14 protein-coding genes are annotated in these 18,066 nt (G+C 66.5%); 9 read left to right on the top strand and 5 right to left on the bottom strand.

Annotated elements, in window-relative coordinates; genetic code table 11:
- Positions 1-50: 50 nt before the first annotated feature.
- The gene (locus ASG77_RS18120; RefSeq protein WP_056348124.1) at positions 51-782 is read left to right on the top strand and encodes a glutamine amidotransferase; all 732 of its coding nucleotides are present in this window, start codon (positions 51-53) and stop codon (positions 780-782) included.
- 152 nt (positions 783-934) lie between these two features.
- Here the strand turns inward: ASG77_RS18120 and ASG77_RS18115 are convergent, their stop codons facing one another.
- A complete protein-coding gene (locus ASG77_RS18115; protein ID WP_056348122.1) occupies positions 935-2,347 on the bottom strand; it encodes an MFS transporter in 1,413 nt (470 codons plus the stop codon).
- A gap of 271 nt (positions 2,348-2,618) precedes the next feature.
- Here ASG77_RS18115 and ASG77_RS18110 point away from each other — a divergent pair, with 271 nt between their 5' ends.
- The 4 genes from ASG77_RS18110 to ASG77_RS18095 all read left to right on the top strand — a co-directional run bounded on the left by ASG77_RS18110 (position 2,619) and on the right by ASG77_RS18095 (position 8,666).
- A complete protein-coding gene (locus tag ASG77_RS18110; RefSeq protein WP_056348119.1) occupies positions 2,619-4,091 on the top strand; it encodes an MFS transporter in 1,473 nt (490 codons plus the stop codon).
- Between the two features lies 1 nt (position 4,092).
- The gene (locus ASG77_RS18105) at positions 4,093-6,330 is read left to right on the top strand and encodes a molybdopterin oxidoreductase family protein (protein WP_056348117.1); all 2,238 of its coding nucleotides are present in this window, start codon (positions 4,093-4,095) and stop codon (positions 6,328-6,330) included.
- Positions 6,327-7,889, top strand: coding sequence for an FAD-dependent oxidoreductase (locus ASG77_RS18100; protein ID WP_056348115.1), 1,563 nt, complete (start codon positions 6,327-6,329; stop codon positions 7,887-7,889). The genes ASG77_RS18105 and ASG77_RS18100 overlap by 4 nt, the downstream gene beginning before the upstream one ends.
- Before the next feature lie 81 nt (positions 7,890-7,970).
- On the top strand, positions 7,971-8,666 hold the full coding sequence (locus ASG77_RS18095; protein ID WP_056348454.1) for a hypothetical protein: 696 nt from the start codon (positions 7,971-7,973) through the stop codon (positions 8,664-8,666).
- 28 nt (positions 8,667-8,694) lie between these two features.
- On the opposite strand, the gene ASG77_RS18090 is transcribed toward ASG77_RS18095, so the two are convergent.
- Positions 8,695-8,880, bottom strand: a complete 186-nt coding sequence (locus tag ASG77_RS18090) for a PspC domain-containing protein (protein WP_056348113.1) — start codon at positions 8,878-8,880, stop codon at positions 8,695-8,697.
- Between the two features lie 58 nt (positions 8,881-8,938).
- Positions 8,939-10,354, bottom strand: coding sequence for an NAD(P)H-quinone dehydrogenase (locus ASG77_RS18085; RefSeq protein WP_056348451.1), 1,416 nt, complete (start codon positions 10,352-10,354; stop codon positions 8,939-8,941).
- A gap of 128 nt (positions 10,355-10,482) precedes the next feature.
- Here ASG77_RS18085 and ASG77_RS18080 point away from each other — a divergent pair, with 128 nt between their 5' ends.
- Positions 10,483-11,301, top strand: coding sequence for a purine-nucleoside phosphorylase (locus tag ASG77_RS18080; protein ID WP_056348111.1), 819 nt, complete (start codon positions 10,483-10,485; stop codon positions 11,299-11,301).
- A 77-nt stretch (positions 11,302-11,378) separates the two neighbouring features.
- On the opposite strand, the gene ASG77_RS18075 is transcribed toward ASG77_RS18080, so the two are convergent.
- Positions 11,379-11,864, bottom strand: a complete 486-nt coding sequence (locus tag ASG77_RS18075; RefSeq protein ID WP_056348109.1) for an RrF2 family transcriptional regulator — start codon at positions 11,862-11,864, stop codon at positions 11,379-11,381.
- Between the two features lie 112 nt (positions 11,865-11,976).
- Here ASG77_RS18075 and ASG77_RS18070 point away from each other — a divergent pair, with 112 nt between their 5' ends.
- Positions 11,977-13,746, top strand: a complete 1,770-nt coding sequence (locus tag ASG77_RS18070; protein ID WP_056348107.1) for a phospho-sugar mutase — start codon at positions 11,977-11,979, stop codon at positions 13,744-13,746.
- Between the two features lie 7 nt (positions 13,747-13,753).
- On the opposite strand, the gene nirD is transcribed toward ASG77_RS18070, so the two are convergent.
- Positions 13,754-14,116 (bottom strand): nitrite reductase small subunit NirD, encoded by a 363-nt coding sequence (gene nirD, locus ASG77_RS18065; protein ID WP_056348105.1) that lies wholly within the window; start codon positions 14,114-14,116, stop codon positions 13,754-13,756.
- Between the two features lie 263 nt (positions 14,117-14,379).
- Here nirD and nirB point away from each other — a divergent pair, with 263 nt between their 5' ends.
- Together nirB and cobA are read left to right on the top strand one after the other, a co-directional pair.
- Positions 14,380-17,025: a nitrite reductase large subunit NirB gene (gene nirB / locus ASG77_RS18060; protein WP_056348448.1), complete on the top strand. Its 2,646-nt coding sequence runs from the start codon at positions 14,380-14,382 to the stop codon at positions 17,023-17,025.
- A 2-nt stretch (positions 17,026-17,027) separates the two neighbouring features.
- Positions 17,028-18,062: a uroporphyrinogen-III C-methyltransferase gene (cobA, locus tag ASG77_RS18055; protein WP_056348103.1), complete on the top strand. Its 1,035-nt coding sequence runs from the start codon at positions 17,028-17,030 to the stop codon at positions 18,060-18,062.
- Positions 18,063-18,066: the final 4 nt, after the last annotated feature.

Genomic DNA, 18,066 nt, shown 5'->3' with positions numbered 1-18,066 from the left:
TGGCGCTGTGTCCTCTGGCGTTGAGCTGGGGCGAAAGGCACACTTAGCGTGTGAAGCCTTTCCTCCTCCTTGCCTCCCGGGCTGAAGACGCCGCCGCAGAGGAAGAGTATGAGGCATACCTGACGTATGGCGGGCTGACCCCTTCGCAGCTGAGGCGTGTCCGGCTTGAGGCTGCTCCCCTGCCGCAACTGGACCTGAACGAATTCTCAGGCGTGATTGTGGGCGGGAGTCCCTTCACGTCCAGCGACCCGTCAGACCACAAGACCGAAACCCAGCACCGGGTGGAGCGGGAACTGGCCGGGTTGCTGGACCGGATCGTTGCCCTCGACTTTCCGTTTCTGGGCGCCTGCTACGGCGTGGGGACGCTGGGCAGGCATCAGGGCGCCGTGATCGACAGGACCTTTGGCGAACAGCTGGGCGGGGTGGAAATCGAGCTGACGGAGGCGGGGCTCGCGGATCCGCTCCTGCACGGGATGCCACGGCGTTTCACCGCCTTCACCGGGCACAAGGAGGCGTGCACTAGACTGCCCTCCCACGCGGTGCTGCTGGCCTCCTCCCACGCATGCCCCGTCCACATGTTCCGCATCAAGCAGAACCTGTACGCCACACAGTTTCACCCGGAACTGGACGCGGAGGGGCTGGTCACACGGATCGATATCTACCGGCATGCCGGATATTTCCCGCCGGAGTCCGCCGAGGAGCTCATGGCTGACGCGCGGACGTACACGGCCACGGAGCCCATGAAGATCCTCCGAAACTTCGTGGCCCGCTACGCCGGCTGAGCCTGCCGACGGGTAGCGAGCGCCGCCGTCGTACGCTCCTCCCCAATTGGTCCCGCCCGGAAACAGCAATGCCCGGCGCGTTCCCCGAAATAACGGGGAACACGCCGGGCATTTCTGTCAGCAACCGGGCTGGAACGCCCGACGGCGGGGCGTCAGGCTACGTTGTTCTCGTAGTCCAGGTCGCGGGTTTCCTTGCTCACGAACAGCGCAATCAGCGTCAACACCGACATCACAGTCAGGTAGACACCCACCAGGACCGGACTGCCGTCAGCCAGCTCCCAGAGCGCAACGGCGATGAACGGGGCCACCGCAGCACCCAGGATGCTGGACACGTTGTAACTGACGGCGGATCCCGTGTAGCGCACGTTGGTGGGGAACAGTTCCGGCAGCAGCGCACCCATGGGGCCAAATGTGAGGCCCATCAGCGAGAAGCCGATGACCAGGAGCGCCATGGTGCCCACAAAGCCGCCGCTGAACAGCGGGACGAACAGCAGGCCGAAGACGAAGATGCCGCCTGTTACGGTCAACAGCATCTTGCGGCGGCCGTACTTCTCCGCCAGCGGTCCGGAAACCAGGGTGAAGATGCCGAAGAACACGACGCCGGCAATCAGCATCCAGAGGAAGTCGTTGCGGGTGAAGCCCAGGCCGGGAACAAACGCGGCCGCGGCGGCCTCGGACATCGGCTTGCCTGCCTTCTCGGCGGCAGCCTTGGCGGCATCCAGGGTGGACGCGCGGGTGCCGTAGGTCAGCGTGAACGTGGTCATCAGGTAGAAGAGCACGTACGTGGCGAGCATGATGAACGTGCCCAGGATAAGCGGGCGCGAGCTGGTCTTGAAGACCCGGGCCAGGGGCAGCTTGGCCACCTCATTGGATTCGAGCACCTTGGTGAAGGCAGGCGTTTCGATCAGCTTGAGGCGGACGTAGAGGCCGATGATCACCATAACGGCGCTGAGCAGGAACGGCACGCGCCAGCCCCAGGCCAGGAAGTCGGCCGGCGTCAGCGCGTAGCTGGCCACCAGGAAGATCACGTTGGCGATGATGAAGCCGATGGGCGCCCCCAGCTGCGGGAACGTGCCGTAGATGGCGCGCTTGTTGGCCGGAGCGTTTTCGGTGGCCAGCAGGGCCGCGCCGCTCCATTCGCCGCCAAGGGCCAGGCCCTGGGCGAAGCGCATGACCACCAGCAGTGCCGGGGCCCAGAACTGCCAGCCCGGGACAAGCGCTGTGGGCAGGCAGCCGATGAGGAACGTGGCAATGCCCATGGTCAGCAGCGAGGCCACCAGGGTGCCCTTGCGGCCGAACTTGTCGCCGAAGTGGCCAAAGACGATGGAACCCAGCGGGCGGGCAACAAAGGCCACCCCGAAGACAGCGAAGGAGCTGAGCAGCTGGGTGGTCTCGTTCTGGTTGGGGAAGAACAGCGCCGGGAAGACCAGCACGGCGGCGGTGGCGTAGACGTAGAAGTCGTAGAACTCAACGGTAGTGCCGATCAGGCTGGCCACAATCACGCGGCCGCGTGAGTTCACCGCCTTGGGGGATCCTGGCTCCACGGTGGTTTGTATGGATGACATAGGAACTCCTTCCTGAGAACCGGCCGGACCTGGTGAGACCCGGCGCACAGTAGTTAGAGTTCGATATTACTTCCAGCCGTCCAGTAAATGGACGGCTGGTCCAGCATCTGGACTAGTGGCGCATGTCTCATCCTTCGGTCCGTTAACTCTCCTCACGCCGCCGGCCGGCTGCCGATAGGCAAATGTCACAGCGCGTTAACAAACGGCGACCGTCCGTGAAACGCACGTTCTCTACCGTGGAAGAACAACATCCCCCATGAGGAGGTCCACCGTGACTGTTGACCGCAACGCAGATGCCGGCACCGGCAATTCCGTAGATATAGACACCGACCCGCTGCACGAAGGCCTGTCCTCATCCGCCAGCGCCCAGCCCTCCACCCGTACAACCGACGCCCCCGCCCTTGAATTCCGCCCTGGCCGCTGGATCGCCAACTGGAATGCGGAAAACAAGGAACAGTGGGAGTCCGCCGGCCGCACCATCGCCCGCCGCAACCTGAACTGGTCCATCTTCGCCGAGTTCCTCGGCTTTGTGGTCTGGCAGCTCTGGTCCATCGTGGTGGTCCAGCTTCCGGCAGCCGGCTTCACGTTCACCACCTCGGAAATCTTCTGGCTGATCTCGATGCCCAGCCTGGTAGGCGCCACGCTCCGGATCCCCTACACCTTTATGATTCCCCGCTTCGGCGGCCGGAACTGGACCATCGTGTCCGCTCTCCTCCTTCTCATTCCCGCCATCGGTCTGGGACTCTGCGTCTCCAACCCCGAAACCCCGTTCGGTGTCATGCTCCTCGTGGCAGCACTCGCAGGCTTCGGCGGGGGCAACTTCGCCAGCTCCATGGCCAACATCACGTTCTTCTACCCGGCCCGTGAAAAGGGCTGGGCTCTCGGCCTGAACGCCGCCGGCGGCAACATGGGTGCCGCCGTCGCACAGCTCGCCGTCCCGATTGCGATCACCCTGCTCGCGGTCGGCAGCGTCAACCTGCCGATGGCCGGCTGGATGTGGATCCCCTTCATCCTGATCGCCGCCTTCGGTGCATGGAAGTACATGGACAACCTCACCAGCGCCAAGGGTGACGTGGCCGGCTCGGTCGCGGCGCTCAAGGAACCGCACCTCTGGATCATGGCGCTGCTGTACATCGGCACCTTCGGTTCGTTCATCGGCTTCGCCGGCGTGTTCCCTAAGCTCATCAAGGACTACTTCCCGGCCTTCTCCTCCATCGGAGTCGGCACCGTGGCACTCTCGCTGGCCTTCCTCGGCCCGCTGGTCGGTTCACTCGCCCGCCCCTACGGCGGACGCATGGCTGACCGCATGGGCGGGGCCCGGATGACCGTGGCGGCCTTCGCCTCCATGGCCGTCATCACCCTGACCATGATCTGGACCCTGCCGCTGAAGAACTTCTGGCTCTTCCTGGTCCTGTTCCTGATGCTCTTCACTGCCAGCGGCTTCGGCAACGGCGCAACCTACCGGATGATCCCCATCATCTTCGCCACGTCCAGCCGGGCAGCGAAGTCCGGAGCCAGCACGGTCCAGACCCAGCGGCTCGCGTCCTCGGCCCTCGGCCTCATCTCGGCCATCGGCGCCTACGGCGGCTTCGTTATCCCGCAGGTCCTGAACGCCTCCAACACCGCCAGCGGATCCTACACGCCGGCCTTCTACGGATTCGTCGGAGCCTACGTCGTGATGCTGGTCGTCTGCTGGGCCTTCTACATCCGCAACGCCAACCGAAACGCGATGGGACACGTCTAACATGACCAAAAGCGCCGACACGCACTGCCCTTACTGCGCCCTGCAGTGCGCCATGACGCTCACGTCACCAGCGGTACTGACCCCGGCTTCCGAGCCGGGGTCAGCCCCCGTGCCGGCTGAATCCGCAGCGCTGGCCGCTGCGGACGCCACCATCAAAGTCCCCCTCCTCCAAGTGCCCCTCGACGTCCAAGGACGCGATTTCCCCACCAACCGGGGCGGCCTCTGCCGCAAGGGCTGGACCTCAGCCACGCTCCTCAACCACCCCGGACGGGTCACCGAACCCCTCCTCAAGGGCGCCGACGGCGTCCATCGCCCCATCGGCTGGGACCAGGCCCTGGCGCTGGTCACCACCGCCGTGAAGGACACGCAGGCACGCTACGGCAAGGACGCCGTCGGGGTTTTCGGCGGCGGCGGCCTCACCAACGAGAAGGCCTACATGCTGGGCAAGTTCGCCCGCCTGGCCCTGGGCACCTCACGCATCGACTACAACGGCCGCTTCTGCATGTCCTCCGCCGCGGCCGCCGGGATACGAGCCTTCGGCCTGGACCGTGGCCTTCCGTTCCCGCTGACCGACCTGGCCTCCGCCAGCACCATCCTGATGCTCGGCTCCAACGTGGCCGAAACCATGCCGCCGTTTGTGCAGCACCTCCAGGGCGCCCGCGACGCCGGCGGGCTGATCGTGGTGGATCCCCGCCGTTCAGCCACGGCCAAGTTCACGGCCGACGGCGGTGGCCTTCACCTCCAGCCCCTGCCGGGCACCGACCTCACCCTCCTGCTGGGCCTCTCGCACGTGATCATCCACGAGGGTCTGGCAGACGACGAATTCATCGCGGCACGCACCACCGGCTACGAAGCAGTGGTCCGCAGCGTCAACTCGTTCTGGCCCGAACGCGTCCAGTCCCTCACCGGCGTCCCCGCTGAGCTCATCCGGGAAACGGCCCGCAGGCTCGCCGACGGCGCGGGCAAGGGCGGCAGCTACATCCTCACCGGACGCGGTGTGGAGCAGCACGTGGACGGCACGGACACCGCCACCGCCGCGATCAACCTCAGCCTCCTCTTGGGCCTGCCCGGTTCACGCCGCAGCGGCTACGGCACCCTCACCGGCCAGGGCAACGGCCAGGGCGGCCGCGAGCACGGCCAGAAGGCCGACCAGCTCCCCGGCTACCGAAAGATCACCGACCCCGCCGCGCGCGCCCACATGGCCGGCGTCTGGGGTGTCCCGGAGGAAACCATTCCCGGTCCGGGACTGCCCGCCGTCCAGTTGCTGAAGTCGCTGGGACAGCCCGACGGCGTCCGGTGCCTTTTTGTGCATGCCTCCAACATTGCGGTGGCTTCCCCCGACGCGAACGCCGTCATCGCCGGGCTCCGCAGCCTGGATTTCCTGGTGGTCTGCGACTTCTTTATGTCCGAGACCGCCGCCGAAGCCGACCTCATCCTCCCGGTCCTGCAGTGGGCCGAGGAGGAGGGCACGCTCACCAACCTCGAGGGACGCGTGCTCCGCCGCCGCCGGGCCTTGCAGCCGCCCGCCGGCGCACGCAGCGAACTGTGGATCATGGCACGGCTCGCCGAAGCGCTCGAAGCCCCGTCCACGTACAGCGAAGATCCGGAAACGGTCTTCGAGGAGCTGCGGCTGGCCTCGGCCGGCGGGCATGCCGACTACTCCGGCATTGATTACGCCATGCTGGACCGCGGTGAGGCCGCCTACTGGCCGTACCCCGCAGGCAGCACCGGCACGCCCCGGCTATTCCTGGACACGTTCGCCCACGCCGGCGGCAAGGCGGTCATGACCCCGGTGACGCCCCGCCGTCGTCGTACGCCAGCCGCCAACCCGGACCCGGCCGCGAAAACCATGACCCTCATCACCGGCCGCCTCCTGGAGCACTACCAGTCCGGGACGCAAACCCGGCGGGTGTCCGAGCTGCTGGCCACCCAGCCCGAAGCAAAAATGCAGATCCACCCCGCCGCAGCGGCCGCCATGGGCATCACCGAAGGGGCTTTTGTCTCGGTGGCCAATGAACGCGGCGAGGTGGTCTGCCGTGCGGAACTCAGCACCGCGATCCGGCCCGAGACAGTCTTCCTGCCGTTCCATTTCCCGGAGCTTGAAAGCGCCAACCGCCTCACCGAGGCGGCAACGGATCCCATTTCCGGGATGCCCGAATTCAAGTTCAACAAGGTGTGGGTCCGGGCGGTCGCAACCGGACTTCAGAACAGTGTTCTTCAGACATCGGAGGCCTCATGAGTGAGCAGATTGTCGTTGTTGGTTTCGGTCCCGTGGCTGCCCGCCTGATCGATGAACTGCTGCCCGCGGTCCGCGACGGGCACGTCAGCCTGACCGTGGTGGGCGAAGAGGCCGAGGCCGCGTACAACCGTGTGCTGGTGGCCGATCTGGGCGTGGGACGCACCACCGCCGATGCCCTGGCGCTCTCCGACGCGGCCGCCTTGACGGCGGACGGCGTGGACGTCCGGCTTGGCGTCCGGGTCCGCCGCGTGGACCGCGCCCGCCAGCAGGTGATCCTCACCGACGGCACCTCCGTCCACTATGAGCGGCTGGTCTTCGCCACCGGTTCCCGGCCTGTCATTCCCAACCTGACCGGCATCAACCCGGATCCGGCCTCCCCCGTCCTTCCCGCCGGCGTCACAGCCCTCCGGGACCTTCGCGACGCTTCGGTTCTGCGCGCAGCGGTGGACGGCGGCAAGCGTGTTGTGGTGCTGGGCGGCGGTGTCTTGGGCCTAGAGACAGCCCTTGCCGCTGCCGAGGAAGGCGCCACCGTCACGGTGGTGCACAACGGGCCGCACCCGCTGGGGCGCAACATCGACCGCGGCGGCGGAGCGGTCCTTGCGGCCAGCCTGCGCCGGTGCGGCGTCCGGATGGCCGGCAACGCCCGGTCCACCGGAGTGGAGCACAACGCGCCCGACGGCGGATTCTCGGCACTGCTGCTCAATGACGGTTCGGCGATCGACGGCGACCTCTTGGTGATCTCGTGCGGTGTCCGTCCCCGGACCGAGCTGGCCGAAGGCTGCGGACTGTCCACCGGCACCGGCATCCTGGTGGACCACCGGCTGCGGGCCCACCACGAGCCGCACATCTTCGCGATCGGCGACTGCGCCGAGGTCCGCTGCCCGGACCCCGCCTGCGGCGAATGCCGCACGGCGAAGGGCCCGTCCGGCCTGGTGGGACCCGGGTGGCGGCAGGCAGAATGGCTGGCCGAATACCTGACGCTGCTGGCCACCGGCACGCAGGAAGAGGCCGAGGCGTTGCAGGAGCTGCCGCAGGAACAGGCCGCCGTGATTGTGCTGAAGGCACGTGGCATGAACATGGCTGTGGCCGGCGACAACGGTGCCGAGCCGTGGGACGAAGACGTGCTCACCGCTGGCGCGGTGAACGGCCGGCCGCGGCTGCAGATCGCCCAGTGGGCCGATCCGGAACACGGCCGCTACGTGAAGATGACCACCCGCGGCGGAGTGCTGGAAGGTCTGGTGGCCGTGGGCATGCCGCGGACCGCCGCCGAGCTTGTTGGACTGTTCGAACGCGGTGCGGAACTGCCGGCCGACAGGTCGCTGTTGCTCCGGCTCGATGGCCCGGACCAGCTGGCCGCGTCCGGTCCCGCCGATCCGGCTGGCACCGTATGCCGCTGCGCCGGAGTCAGCGGCGCCAAGATCCAGGGTGCCGTGGCGGATGGCTGCTCCACGGTGGCCGAGGTGTCGAAGGCAACCCGCGCCGGCACCGGCTGCGGCGGCTGCCACGAGGACATCAAGGGGCTCATCGAAAAACACTTCCAGGCGGCTCCCGCCGCCTGACTTGTCCTGAAGCCGGGGAGCCCGGATTTGTGCGCGTCACGCGAATCGGACGAGGGACCGATGGCAGGTAGCATCGGGGCCATGAATGCCGACGAAGAAGACGACATCACCGAAGAGCTACTGGCGGACGCTGGGAAACTGACGGGGCTGAGCCTGGAGCTGCTGGGGCTAGATCCCCACCCGGATGACATGACGCCGGAACAGCGGCTGCAGTTCGAGCCGGAAGACCTGGACGAAATGGCCGCAGTCTCGCCGGAGGACCGGACAACAGCTGTGAACCAGACACTCCTGCTGGCAGGCCTCCTGTGGAACTCGTCGGGCATTCTCGTGGACCAGCTCTTCCGCGATCTGGGGACCCTGACCTCCCTGGATGCGGTCACCCCGTCTGACGTCGCCGGTTCCTCTGTGCTGTCCTCGCTGCCGCCTCAGTTCGCCGCCAGCTACGACGCGACGTTTACCCGGAAGTTCCTCGTGGTCGCTTCCGATGTGACGGCATCGCTGGTCCGCGGCTGGACAGCCCCCGGATGCCTGGCAGCAGAGCTCGCCGTCCGCTGCCTGCTCGATCAGGCGGAAATCACCGAGGACATTTATGAACTCGACCTACCGGAAGACTGGCGTGCGCAGGTCGAGGAAGTCCTGTTGGAGGAGGCCGATAGTCCAGCTCTCTACTCGGACAGCCCCGACCTCACGGAAATCGACGCCGGGAAGCTGGGTATCGAAGGCTGGTTCACGCCGTTTGCAGCCGGAAGCACGGTCCCGCCCTACGCCCTGGCCTAGGCGTCGAGGCCGGGAATCCGGGCGGTCTTTAGGCCGGGGCCTTCGGGATCATGATCCACAGCGCGATGTAGACGAGCTCGCCGATCCCCACCAGGCCAAAGATCACAAAGCCGAGCCTGACCAGGAACTTCGGGATCCCGAATCGGGCTGAAAGCGCGGCACAAACGCCACCGATGATTTTTCCGCGGCGTGGCCGCTCCAGTGCTGTAGTCATGCCCGCCACGCTACCCGAGAATCCCGGCGGCGGAGACTGCCGGGATTCTCGGGTTTCGCTACATGCGGACGTGCAGGCGCCGGGCGGCTTCCGAGATGGACCCGCTCAGTGACGGATAGACCGTGAAGGTGCTGGCGACGTCGTCGACGTGGAGCTTCTGGGTGACCGCAAGGGAGATCGCGAAGATCAGCTCGGAAGCGTTCGGCCCCACCACAACACCGCCAATCACGGTGCCGGAGCCCTTACGCGCGAAGATCTTGACGAACCCGTCCTTGTGATTGCGCATTTTGGCGCGGGCATTGCTCTTGAGCGAGAGCTTGACGATGTCGCCCTGGTATTTGCCGGACTGGATCTCGGCTTCGGAGACGCCCACGTTCGCGATCTCGGGTGAGGTGAAGATGTTGGACGCCACCTGGTGAAGCTTGAGCGGCATAACGCTGTCGCCAAGGAAATGGGCTATCGCGATCCGGCCCTGCATGGCGGCTACCGAGGCCAGGGCCAGCACCCCGGTGCAGTCGCCGGCGGCGTAGATGTTCGGCGCCGTGGTGCGGGAGACGCCGTCGACCTTTACATGGCCGCTCTCGGTGAGTGCCACGCCGGCCTCTTCAAGGCCGATGCCGGCGGTGTTCGGGATGGAGCCCACGCAGACCAGGCAGTGGCTGCCGGTGACTTTCGATCCGTCACCCAGGGTGACCACCACGCCGTCGTCGGTCCGCTCCACGGTTTCGGCACGGGCGCGGGACAGCACGCGCACACCGCGGCGCTCGAAGACTTCCTCCAGCACCTCCGCGGCGTCGGTGTCCGAGCCGGGCAGCACCCGGTCACGGCTGGAGATCAGGGTGACTTTGGAGCCCAGGCCGTTGTAGGCGGAGGCGAACTCGGCACCGGTCACACCGGAGCCCACGACAATCAGTTCCTCGGGAAGCTCGTCAAGGTTGTAGATCTGCGCCCAGTTCAGGATGCGTTCCCCGTCCGGCCGCGCGGTGGGCAGCTCGCGGGGGTGCGCGCCGACGGCCAGCAAAATGGTGTCAGCTTCCACGATTTCGGTGCCGTCAGCGGTCACGACTTCGATGGTGTGGCTGTCCAGGAGCTTGCCCGAACCGAGCAGGATGCGCACGTTCTGGTGCTCCAGCCCAGTGGAGATGTCCGTGGACTGTTGGCGGGCAAGGCCCAGCAGGCGGTCGTTGATGTGTTTGAGGTCGGCGCGCATCGCCGGCACAAAGTCGCCGCCGTCGACGTCGAACTTCACTCCCAGCTCGCCCGCCTCACCGACGCGGGTCATCAGATCCGCCGTCGCGATCAGGGTCTTGGAAGGCACGACGTCGGTCAGCACGGCCGAGCCGCCCATGCCCGCGCGTTCGATGATGGTGACCTGCGCTCCCAGCGAGGCAGCGACCATGGCGGCTTCGTATCCGCCGGGGCCACCTCCGAGGATTGCGATCCGAGGGGAGCTGAAATCAGGGTGCGTAGTCACAATCAACCATTCTCGCGCATCTGCACAGGGACCACCAATAAAGGAGTGGCCCGTCACGATGCCAGCCGCAGCCCGAAGTGACTCCGTTACCACTGTGCACAGCAGCAACAGCACGATAACTTATACCAGTGAGTAATACAGACTTCCAGAACACGGACCCTTTCGACGCCGCGCGCTCCGCCGCTGACTACATCGCCCAGGAGACCGGGGTGGACAGCCACGACGTCGCCCTCGTCCTGGGCTCAGGCTGGGCCGAAGCCGCCGACCTCATCGGCGAGACCACCGCCACCTTGACCGCTGACACGGTCCCGGGCTTCCATGCCCCGGCAGTGGAGGGCCATGTGGGCACCATCCGCTCCGTCCTGACCAAAGAGGGCAAACGCGCGCTGGTCCTGGGTGCACGGACGCACTACTACGAGGGCAAAGGCGTCCGCGCCGTGGTCCACGGCATCCGCACCGCTGCGGCCGCCGGCTGCAAGACCCTGGTCCTCACCAACGGCTGCGGAGGACTGAAGGAAGACTGGACGCCCGGCACCCCGGTGCTCATCAAAGATCACATCAACCTCACCGCCACGTCCCCGCTGGAAGGCGCAACGTTTGTTGACCTGACAGATCTGTACAGCTCACGCATCCGTGCCCTCGCCCGTGAAGTGGACGGCTCGCTGGAGGAAGGCGTCTATGCCCAGTTCAGCGGGCCGCATTACGAAACGCCGGCCGAGGTCCAGTACGCCAAGCGGATCGGCGCGGACCTGGTGGGCATGTCCACAGCTTTGGAAGCGATCGCCGGCCGGCACGCAGGCATGGAAGTGTTCGGAATTTCACTGGTCACCAACCTCGCGGCCGGCATCAGCGCCATGCCGCTGAGCCACCAGGAAGTCATCGAGTCCGGCCAGGCCGCCGGACCACGGATTTCCAAACTGCTGGCTGGGATCATCGCCAAGCTTTAGGACAACGCGGGGTCACTTAGCGCCCAACGGAGGCTTTCCCATGGGCGTCCAGTGACCCCGCGTTGCTGTAGGGCTGGTCAGGTTCGCGGACCGACGAGCTGCAGGACGGTGGACTCCCGGGCTTCGGGAAAGCGGCGTTCGATGGACTGGGCGATCCCGGCAATGCTCTGCCGTGACAGCTCAGTCCGCCAGGTGACTTCGGCGTGGCGCATGGTCTGCGAAATGAGGCAGGTGCGGGCGTAGTCGGCGTCCATGCTCGCGCCCGGGGCGTCCTTGGCGATGCCTTCGCACCGGAAGGCATGGTCATTTCCTTCGATGGCCAGGACCACGTCAAGGACGGAAATCCGGTCCGGACGCCTGGCAAGCGAGAAGCCGCCCCGCGGGCCGGATACCGAGGTCAGGATTCCGGCCCGCACCAGGGCCTGGAGCTGCTTGTTCAGGTATGCGGCGGGAAGCTTGTAGAACTCGGCCAACCGTGCGCTGCTCACGGCCTCCCCCGGCGCGGTCCAGGACATGTTGACGCAGCTGTGCAGCCCCCACTCAACGCCCTGCCCCAGTTTCATATTCGCGACATTACTTGTCCAGAAAATTTCCTGCAACGATTTCGCTGCTTTCAGCTGTCACAGGCGGGTGTTCAGCCACAGTTCCTGAAGCAATGACGATAGCGTTGACCGCATGACGTCCTCCGATGCCGCTTCCTTGTTCAGCCACGCCCGCGAATGGGCGGCCAAAGATCCGGATCCCGCCACAGCCGCAGAGCTCACAGAACTGCTGCAACTTGCGGAGGAGGGCTCCCCCGCAGCGTCACAGGAGCTCGCCGACAGCTTCAGCGGCACCCTGCAGTTCGGCACCGCAGGCCTCCGCGCCGCCCTGGGCGCCGGGCCGAACCGGATGAACCGCGTGGTGGTGCGCCGGGCCGCCGCCGGCCTCGCCGACTTCCTGGTTGGTGCGGTGGGTGAGGCGGCCCCCGGGACCCGGCCACGCGCCGTCGTCGGCTATGACGCCCGCTATAACTCGGACATCTTCGCCGAGGAAACGGCGGCCATCTTCACCGCCGCCGGGATTGAAACCTTCCTGATGCCGTCGGCCCTGCCCACCCCGCTGCTCGCTTTCGCCGTGCGGGCCCTCGATTGCGACGGCGGTGTGATGGTGACGGCAAGCCACAATCCCCCGCAGGACAACGGATACAAGGTGTACCTGGGCCGTCATGCCGTGGAGGGCAGCGGCCGCGGAGCACAGATCGTGGCGCCCTACGATGCCAGGATCGCCGCGCGGATCGATGCCGTGGGCGCCCTGGAATCCATCACCCTTGCCGCCGGCGGCTGGACAGTGCTGGACCCGTCGGTTGCGTCGGATTATGAACGCGCGACGGCGGCACTCGCCGATGCGGCCCGCTTCCCGTCCCGTGACCTGCGGATTGTCCTGACCCCCATGCACGGTGTCGGCGGCGAGACTGCCGTGGCCGTGCTGAATGCTGCCGGCTTTGCCGATGTCACCCTCGTGGCCGAACAGGCTGAGCCGGATCCCGACTTTCCCACGGTGAACTTTCCCAATCCGGAAGAACCGGGCGCCTTGGACCTGGCCCTGGAGACCGCCGCCCGCGTGGACGCCGATATCGTCCTGGCCAACGATCCGGATGCGGACCGCGCTGCAGTGGCGGCGAAAGATCCTGACACCGGCGCCTGGCGCATGCTGCGCGGCGACGAGGTGGGCGCGCTGCTGGGGGCACACATTGTGGCCCGGCTGGCGCCCGGCTCCGACGAAACCTCCGGCAGTTCGGTTGAAGCAGCCAGTGCCGAAGGGGCTGGCGTCTTCGCAAATTCGATTGTGTCCTCGCGCCTGCTCTCCCGCATCGCCGCCGCGGCAGGCTACGAGCATGAGGAAACGCTGACCGGGTTCAAGTGGATTTCCCGGGTGCCGGGGCTGGTCTACGGCTACGAGGAAGCCCTGGGCTATTGCGTTGCACCGGAACTGGTCCGGGACAAGGACGGGATCTCCGCCGCTGTCCTCATCGCGGAACTGGCTGCCGCCGCAAAGGCGGACGGAAAAACCATCTTCGACACCCTGGACGAGCTCTATCTTCAGCACGGGCTGCACGCCAGTGACCAGCTGAGCATCCGGGTGGCGGATCTGGGCCTGCTGGACGCCATGATGAACCGGCTCCGGGTCAGCCCGCCCGATTCGTTCGGTTCGTCCGCGGTTGAAACCTTCGTGGACCTGGCCGAAGGGAGCGAGCACCTGCCGCCCACCGATGGCCTGCTGTATCTGACCCGGGACGAAACCCGGGTCATCATCCGGCCCAGCGGCACCGAGCCCAAGCTCAAGTGCTACCTGGAAGTCATCCTCCCGGTGGAGTCAGCGGCCGAACTGCCGGAAGCCCGGCAGGCAGCCCGGACCGCCTTGGACAATGTGCTCGACGATGTCCGCGAGGCCCTCGGGCTCTGACGGGTCGTTAGACCGCGACTTCGATGAAACCGTCTGAAATGCGGGTGCTGAACGTTTCCAGGCGCACCGCGGCGGTTCCGAAGCATTCGCCGGTTTCCAGGTCGTAGACCTCTTTGTGCAGCGGCGAAGCTATGGTGGGGCGGGTGCCGCGTGAGCCCAGGATGCCGCGGGCCATAACGTGGGCGCCGGTGGCCGGATCTTCGTGGGCCACGGCAAAAACCTCACTGGGCCCGGTCCGGAAGAGTGCCACCTGGCGGCCTTCAATGAGTGCGGCTTCGCCCCAGGCAAGCTCAAGCTCGTCTACGGCGCAGACCCGGTGCCAGGTAACGGTATCGGCGGCGAGCGCCCCAAGTTCCAGTGTTGCCGTCATGTCCGGCTCCTCTCCCCGTGCTTGATTGGCCACCTCTATGGCCGTAGTAAACAACTTAGGCAACGGGTGTTTCAAAGGCGTGCAGTGAATGTGTCCGGCGCGTAAAAGAGACCTCACCCGATCGGAAACGCGTTCGTGATGCAGAAGTTAAGCCTACGAAACATAAGGGAAACTGAAGCGAAACTGCGGCTACCTAGTCTGGATGCATACCTCGTCAGAGAATGTCGCAGAACACCGTCTGCGGCACATGCGAAAGGCCCACAGTGACCGAACAGACTTCAAGCACAGAGACTCCGCGCCGCATCGTCGTCGCCGGTGGCGGCCCTGCCGCCCACCGCTTCGCCGATGCCATGCACACCCGGGGCCTTGAGGGCTGGGAAGTCACGGTCCTCACGGAAGAAGCCCACCTCCCCTACGACCGCGTGGCGCTCTCCAAGGCACTGACGGACAGCAGCGTGGACCTGACCCTGGGCTCTGCCTCCATGTGGGACCACGACTCCCTGACTCTGAAGACCGGCGAGCGCGTGGTCAAGATCAATGCCGAAGCAAAGACGGTTGAGACCGCTGCCGGCAGCATTTTTGAATACGACGACCTGGTGGTCGCCACCGGCTCGAATGCCGCACGCCTCCCCATCCCCGGTGCCGAGCACACGCACGTCTACCGCACACTCGAAGACGTCTGGGCCATCAACGAGGCCATTACCGGGCTCACGGAGAAGCTGGGCCGCAAGGTCAACGCCGTCACTATCGGTGGAGGCCTCCTCGGCCTCGAATCGGCCGCCGGCACGGAGCAGCTGGGCGCCAACCCGATTGTCATCGACGGATCGCAGTGGCTGATGGCCACACAGCTGGACGAAGGCGCTGGCCAGGCAATGGGCCGGCTCATCAAGGCCAAAGGCTTCGCGGTCCACGGCGGCGTGTTCCCTTCGGAAGTATTGTCCGACGACGACGGCCAGGTCACTGGTGTCCTCATGGCAGACGGCCGCATTATCGACGCTGACCTCGTGATCGTCGCCATCGGCGTCCGGCCGCGCGATGAACTCTTCCGCGCAGCCGAAGGGGAAGAGCAGGTGTTCAGCCTGGGCCAGCGCGGCGGCGTTGTCATCAACGATTTCTGCGCCACCGAAGTGGAAGGCATCTGGGCCATCGGTGAGGTCGCTAACTACGGTGGCATGTGCCTGGGCCTCGTTGCGCCGGCCAACACCATGGCGGAGATCGTGGCAGACCGTCTCCACGGCGGCCAGGCAACGTTCCCCGGATTCGATACTGCCACCAAGCTCAAGCTCTCCGGCGTGGACGTTGCCAGCTTCGGTGACGGGTTCGCCAAGACCGAGCACTCGCTCGAGATCGTTTATGCCGACCCCGCCCGCGGCGTCTACCAGAAGATCGTCACCACCGATGATGCCAAGACCCTCCTGGGCGGCATCTTCGTGGGCGACGCATCCCCCTACATGAGCCTGCGCCCGCTCCTGGGCCGCGAGCTCGCTGCTGAACCCGGCGCTTACCTCACGGCAGCCGGCGGCGGCGACGCCCCGGACACCGAACTCCCGGACGACGCCATCCTGTGTTCCTGCAACAACGTGGCCGCCGGCACCATCCGCGACACCATCAACGGCTGCGGCGCCTGCGACGGCAACGCCCCCGTCCAGGAACTTGGCGAACTCAAGGGCTGCACCCGCGCCGGCACCAGCTGCGGTTCCTGCGTCCCGATGCTCAAGAAGCTGCTGGAAACCGAACTCACCAAGTCCGGAGTCGAGGTCTCCAAGGCCCTCTGCGAGCACATCGAGCTGTCCCGCCAGGAACTCTTCGACGCCATCCGCGTCCTGGAACTGACCTCCTTCGAGGAGATCATGGCCAAATACGGTACCGGCGCCGGCTGCGACATCTGCAAGCCCACCATCGCCAACATCCTGGCCAGCCAGAACAGCGCCTACGTCCTGGACGCCGGCCGGGGGACCCTGCAGGACACCAACGACCGCGCCCTCGCCAACATGCAGAAGGACGGCACCTACTCGGTGGTCCCCCGCATCGCCGGCGGAGAAATCACCCCCAAGAAGCTCGGCGTCATCGCCGCCGTGGCCGAGAAGTACAACCTGTACACCAAGATCACCGGCGGCCAGCGGATCGACATGTTCGGTGCCCGGCTGGAAGAGCTGCCGGAAATCTGGAAAGAACTCGTGGACGCCGGCTTCGAATCCGGCCAAGCATACGGCAAGAGCCTGCGCACGGTGAAGTCCTGCGTTGGTTCCACCTGGTGCCGCTTCGGTGTCCAGGACTCTGTGGCCATGGCCATCCAGCTCGAACTCCGCTACCGCGGCCTCCGCAGCCCGCACAAGCTCAAGATGGGCGTCTCCGGCTGCGCCCGCGAATGCGCCGAGGCCCGCGGCAAGGACGTCGGCGTCATCGCCACGGCCGACGGCTGGAACCTGTACGTCGGCGGCAACGGCGGCGCCACCCCGGCCCACGCCCAGCTGCTGGCCAAGGACCTCGACGACGAAACCCTGCTCAAGTACATCGACCGCTACTTCATGTACTACATCCGCACGGCGGACCGCCTGCAGCGCACCGCGCGCTGGCAGGAAGAGCTCGACGGCGGCATCAAGCACGTCGAGGACGTGGTGGTCAAGGACACCCTGGGCATCGCCGAGGAACTTGAAGCCGCCATGGCCAAGCACGTTGACACCTACGTGGACGAGTGGGCAGACACGCTGAAGGACCCCGAGCGCCTGCGGCGGTTCCGTTCCTTCGTGAACGCCCCCGACCAGAAGGACGACTCCATCACCTTCGTCTCCGACGAGCGTGGCCAGATGCGGCCTGCCACTGCGGAGGAAAAGAGCCGCGCCAGCCAACAGCCGGTCCTGATCGGCGCCTCCATCCCCATGCGGCCCCGCGCCGAGAACGAGGTATAGCCATGCAGCTCAGCATCGATCTCACCGGCCACGAAGTCCTGGTCACCGGCTCCGACCACGCCGCCCGCCAGGCGGTCCGCCGCTACGAGGCCGCGGGCGCCGTCGTCTACCGCCTCAGCACCCCTGCGGGTGCACCGCATGACGGCCCGCTTCCCGAGCGCCCCTTCCTGGTCGCAGCGGTCGACGACGGCCAGCCCGGCTGGGAGGCCCTGCTCGAGCGGTGCCGTATCACTGGCATTCCGGTGGCGGCCGAGCCGGCCGCCGGTCCCGTCGGCCACGTCACCCTGGTGGGTGGCGGTCCGGGCACCACCGAGCTGCTGACTGTCGCCGCCGTGAAGGCCCTCCGCGATGCGGACGTGGTGTTCTTCGACCGGCTGGCGCCCTGCCAGGACCTGCCGGACCTGACCTCCGCCGAACTGGTGGATGTGGGCAAGAAGCCCGGCCACCACAAGGTGGGCCAGGCCGACATCGAGAAGCTGATGGTCGCCGCCGCCCTGGAAGGCAATAACGTCGTCCGGCTCAAAGGCGGCGATCCCTACGTCTTTGGCCGCGGCGGCGAAGAAGTCGCCGCCTGCGTCGCGGCCGGCGTCAAGGTCCGCGTCATCTCGGGTGTCACCAGCGCCATCTCCGTGCCGGCGGCAGCCGGCATCCCCGTCACGCACCGCGAGGTCAGCCACATGTTCACCGTGGTCTCCGGCCACGCGCCGCTGACCGAAAAGGAACACACGCACCTGGCCGGACTGGGCGGCACCATTGTGGTCCTGATGGGCATCGGCACCCTGCACCAGCTCGCGGCCGGGCTCCGCAAAGCCGGTATGCGCCCCGACATGCCCATGGCCGTCGTCGAACGCGGTTACCGCCCCGGCCAGCGCACCACCATCGCGGACCTGGGCACCATCACCTCCGCAGCTGCCGGGTGCAGCAATCCCGCTGTGCTGGTCATCGGCGAGGTGGTTCGCGTGGCGGAAGCCAACCGCGGGCATGCTGAGGCCGCCGCCGACCTCGACCGGCTGGCGGCCTCGCTGCTCGGTTCATGAAAGG

This window comes from Arthrobacter sp. Soil762, from assembly GCF_001428335.1.
Taxonomy (GTDB): Bacteria; Actinomycetota; Actinomycetes; order Actinomycetales; family Micrococcaceae; genus Arthrobacter.
The sequence above is the reverse complement of the archived record's forward strand: the minus strand, read 5'-3'. Positions and strand labels throughout refer to the sequence as shown.

Excerpts from the sequence above, each read along its gene's own strand:
- ASG77_RS18095 (WP_056348454.1), top strand. The coding sequence starts at position 7,971 with ATGAATGCCGACGAAGAAGACGACATCACCGAAGAGCTACTGGCGGAC.
- ASG77_RS18075 (WP_056348109.1), bottom strand. The coding sequence starts at position 11,864 with ATGAAACTGGGGCAGGGCGTTGAGTGGGGGCTGCACAGCTGCGTCAAC.
- ASG77_RS18100 (WP_056348115.1), top strand. The coding sequence starts at position 6,327 with ATGAGTGAGCAGATTGTCGTTGTTGGTTTCGGTCCCGTGGCTGCCCGC.
- ASG77_RS18070 (WP_056348107.1), top strand. The coding sequence starts at position 11,977 with ATGACGTCCTCCGATGCCGCTTCCTTGTTCAGCCACGCCCGCGAATGG.
- nirD (WP_056348105.1), bottom strand. The coding sequence starts at position 14,116 with ATGACGGCAACACTGGAACTTGGGGCGCTCGCCGCCGATACCGTTACC.
- ASG77_RS18115 (WP_056348122.1), bottom strand. The coding sequence starts at position 2,347 with ATGTCATCCATACAAACCACCGTGGAGCCAGGATCCCCCAAGGCGGTG.
- ASG77_RS18105 (WP_056348117.1), top strand. The coding sequence starts at position 4,093 with ATGACCAAAAGCGCCGACACGCACTGCCCTTACTGCGCCCTGCAGTGC.
- cobA (WP_056348103.1), top strand. The coding sequence starts at position 17,028 with ATGCAGCTCAGCATCGATCTCACCGGCCACGAAGTCCTGGTCACCGGC.
- ASG77_RS18090 (WP_056348113.1), bottom strand. The coding sequence starts at position 8,880 with ATGACTACAGCACTGGAGCGGCCACGCCGCGGAAAAATCATCGGTGGC.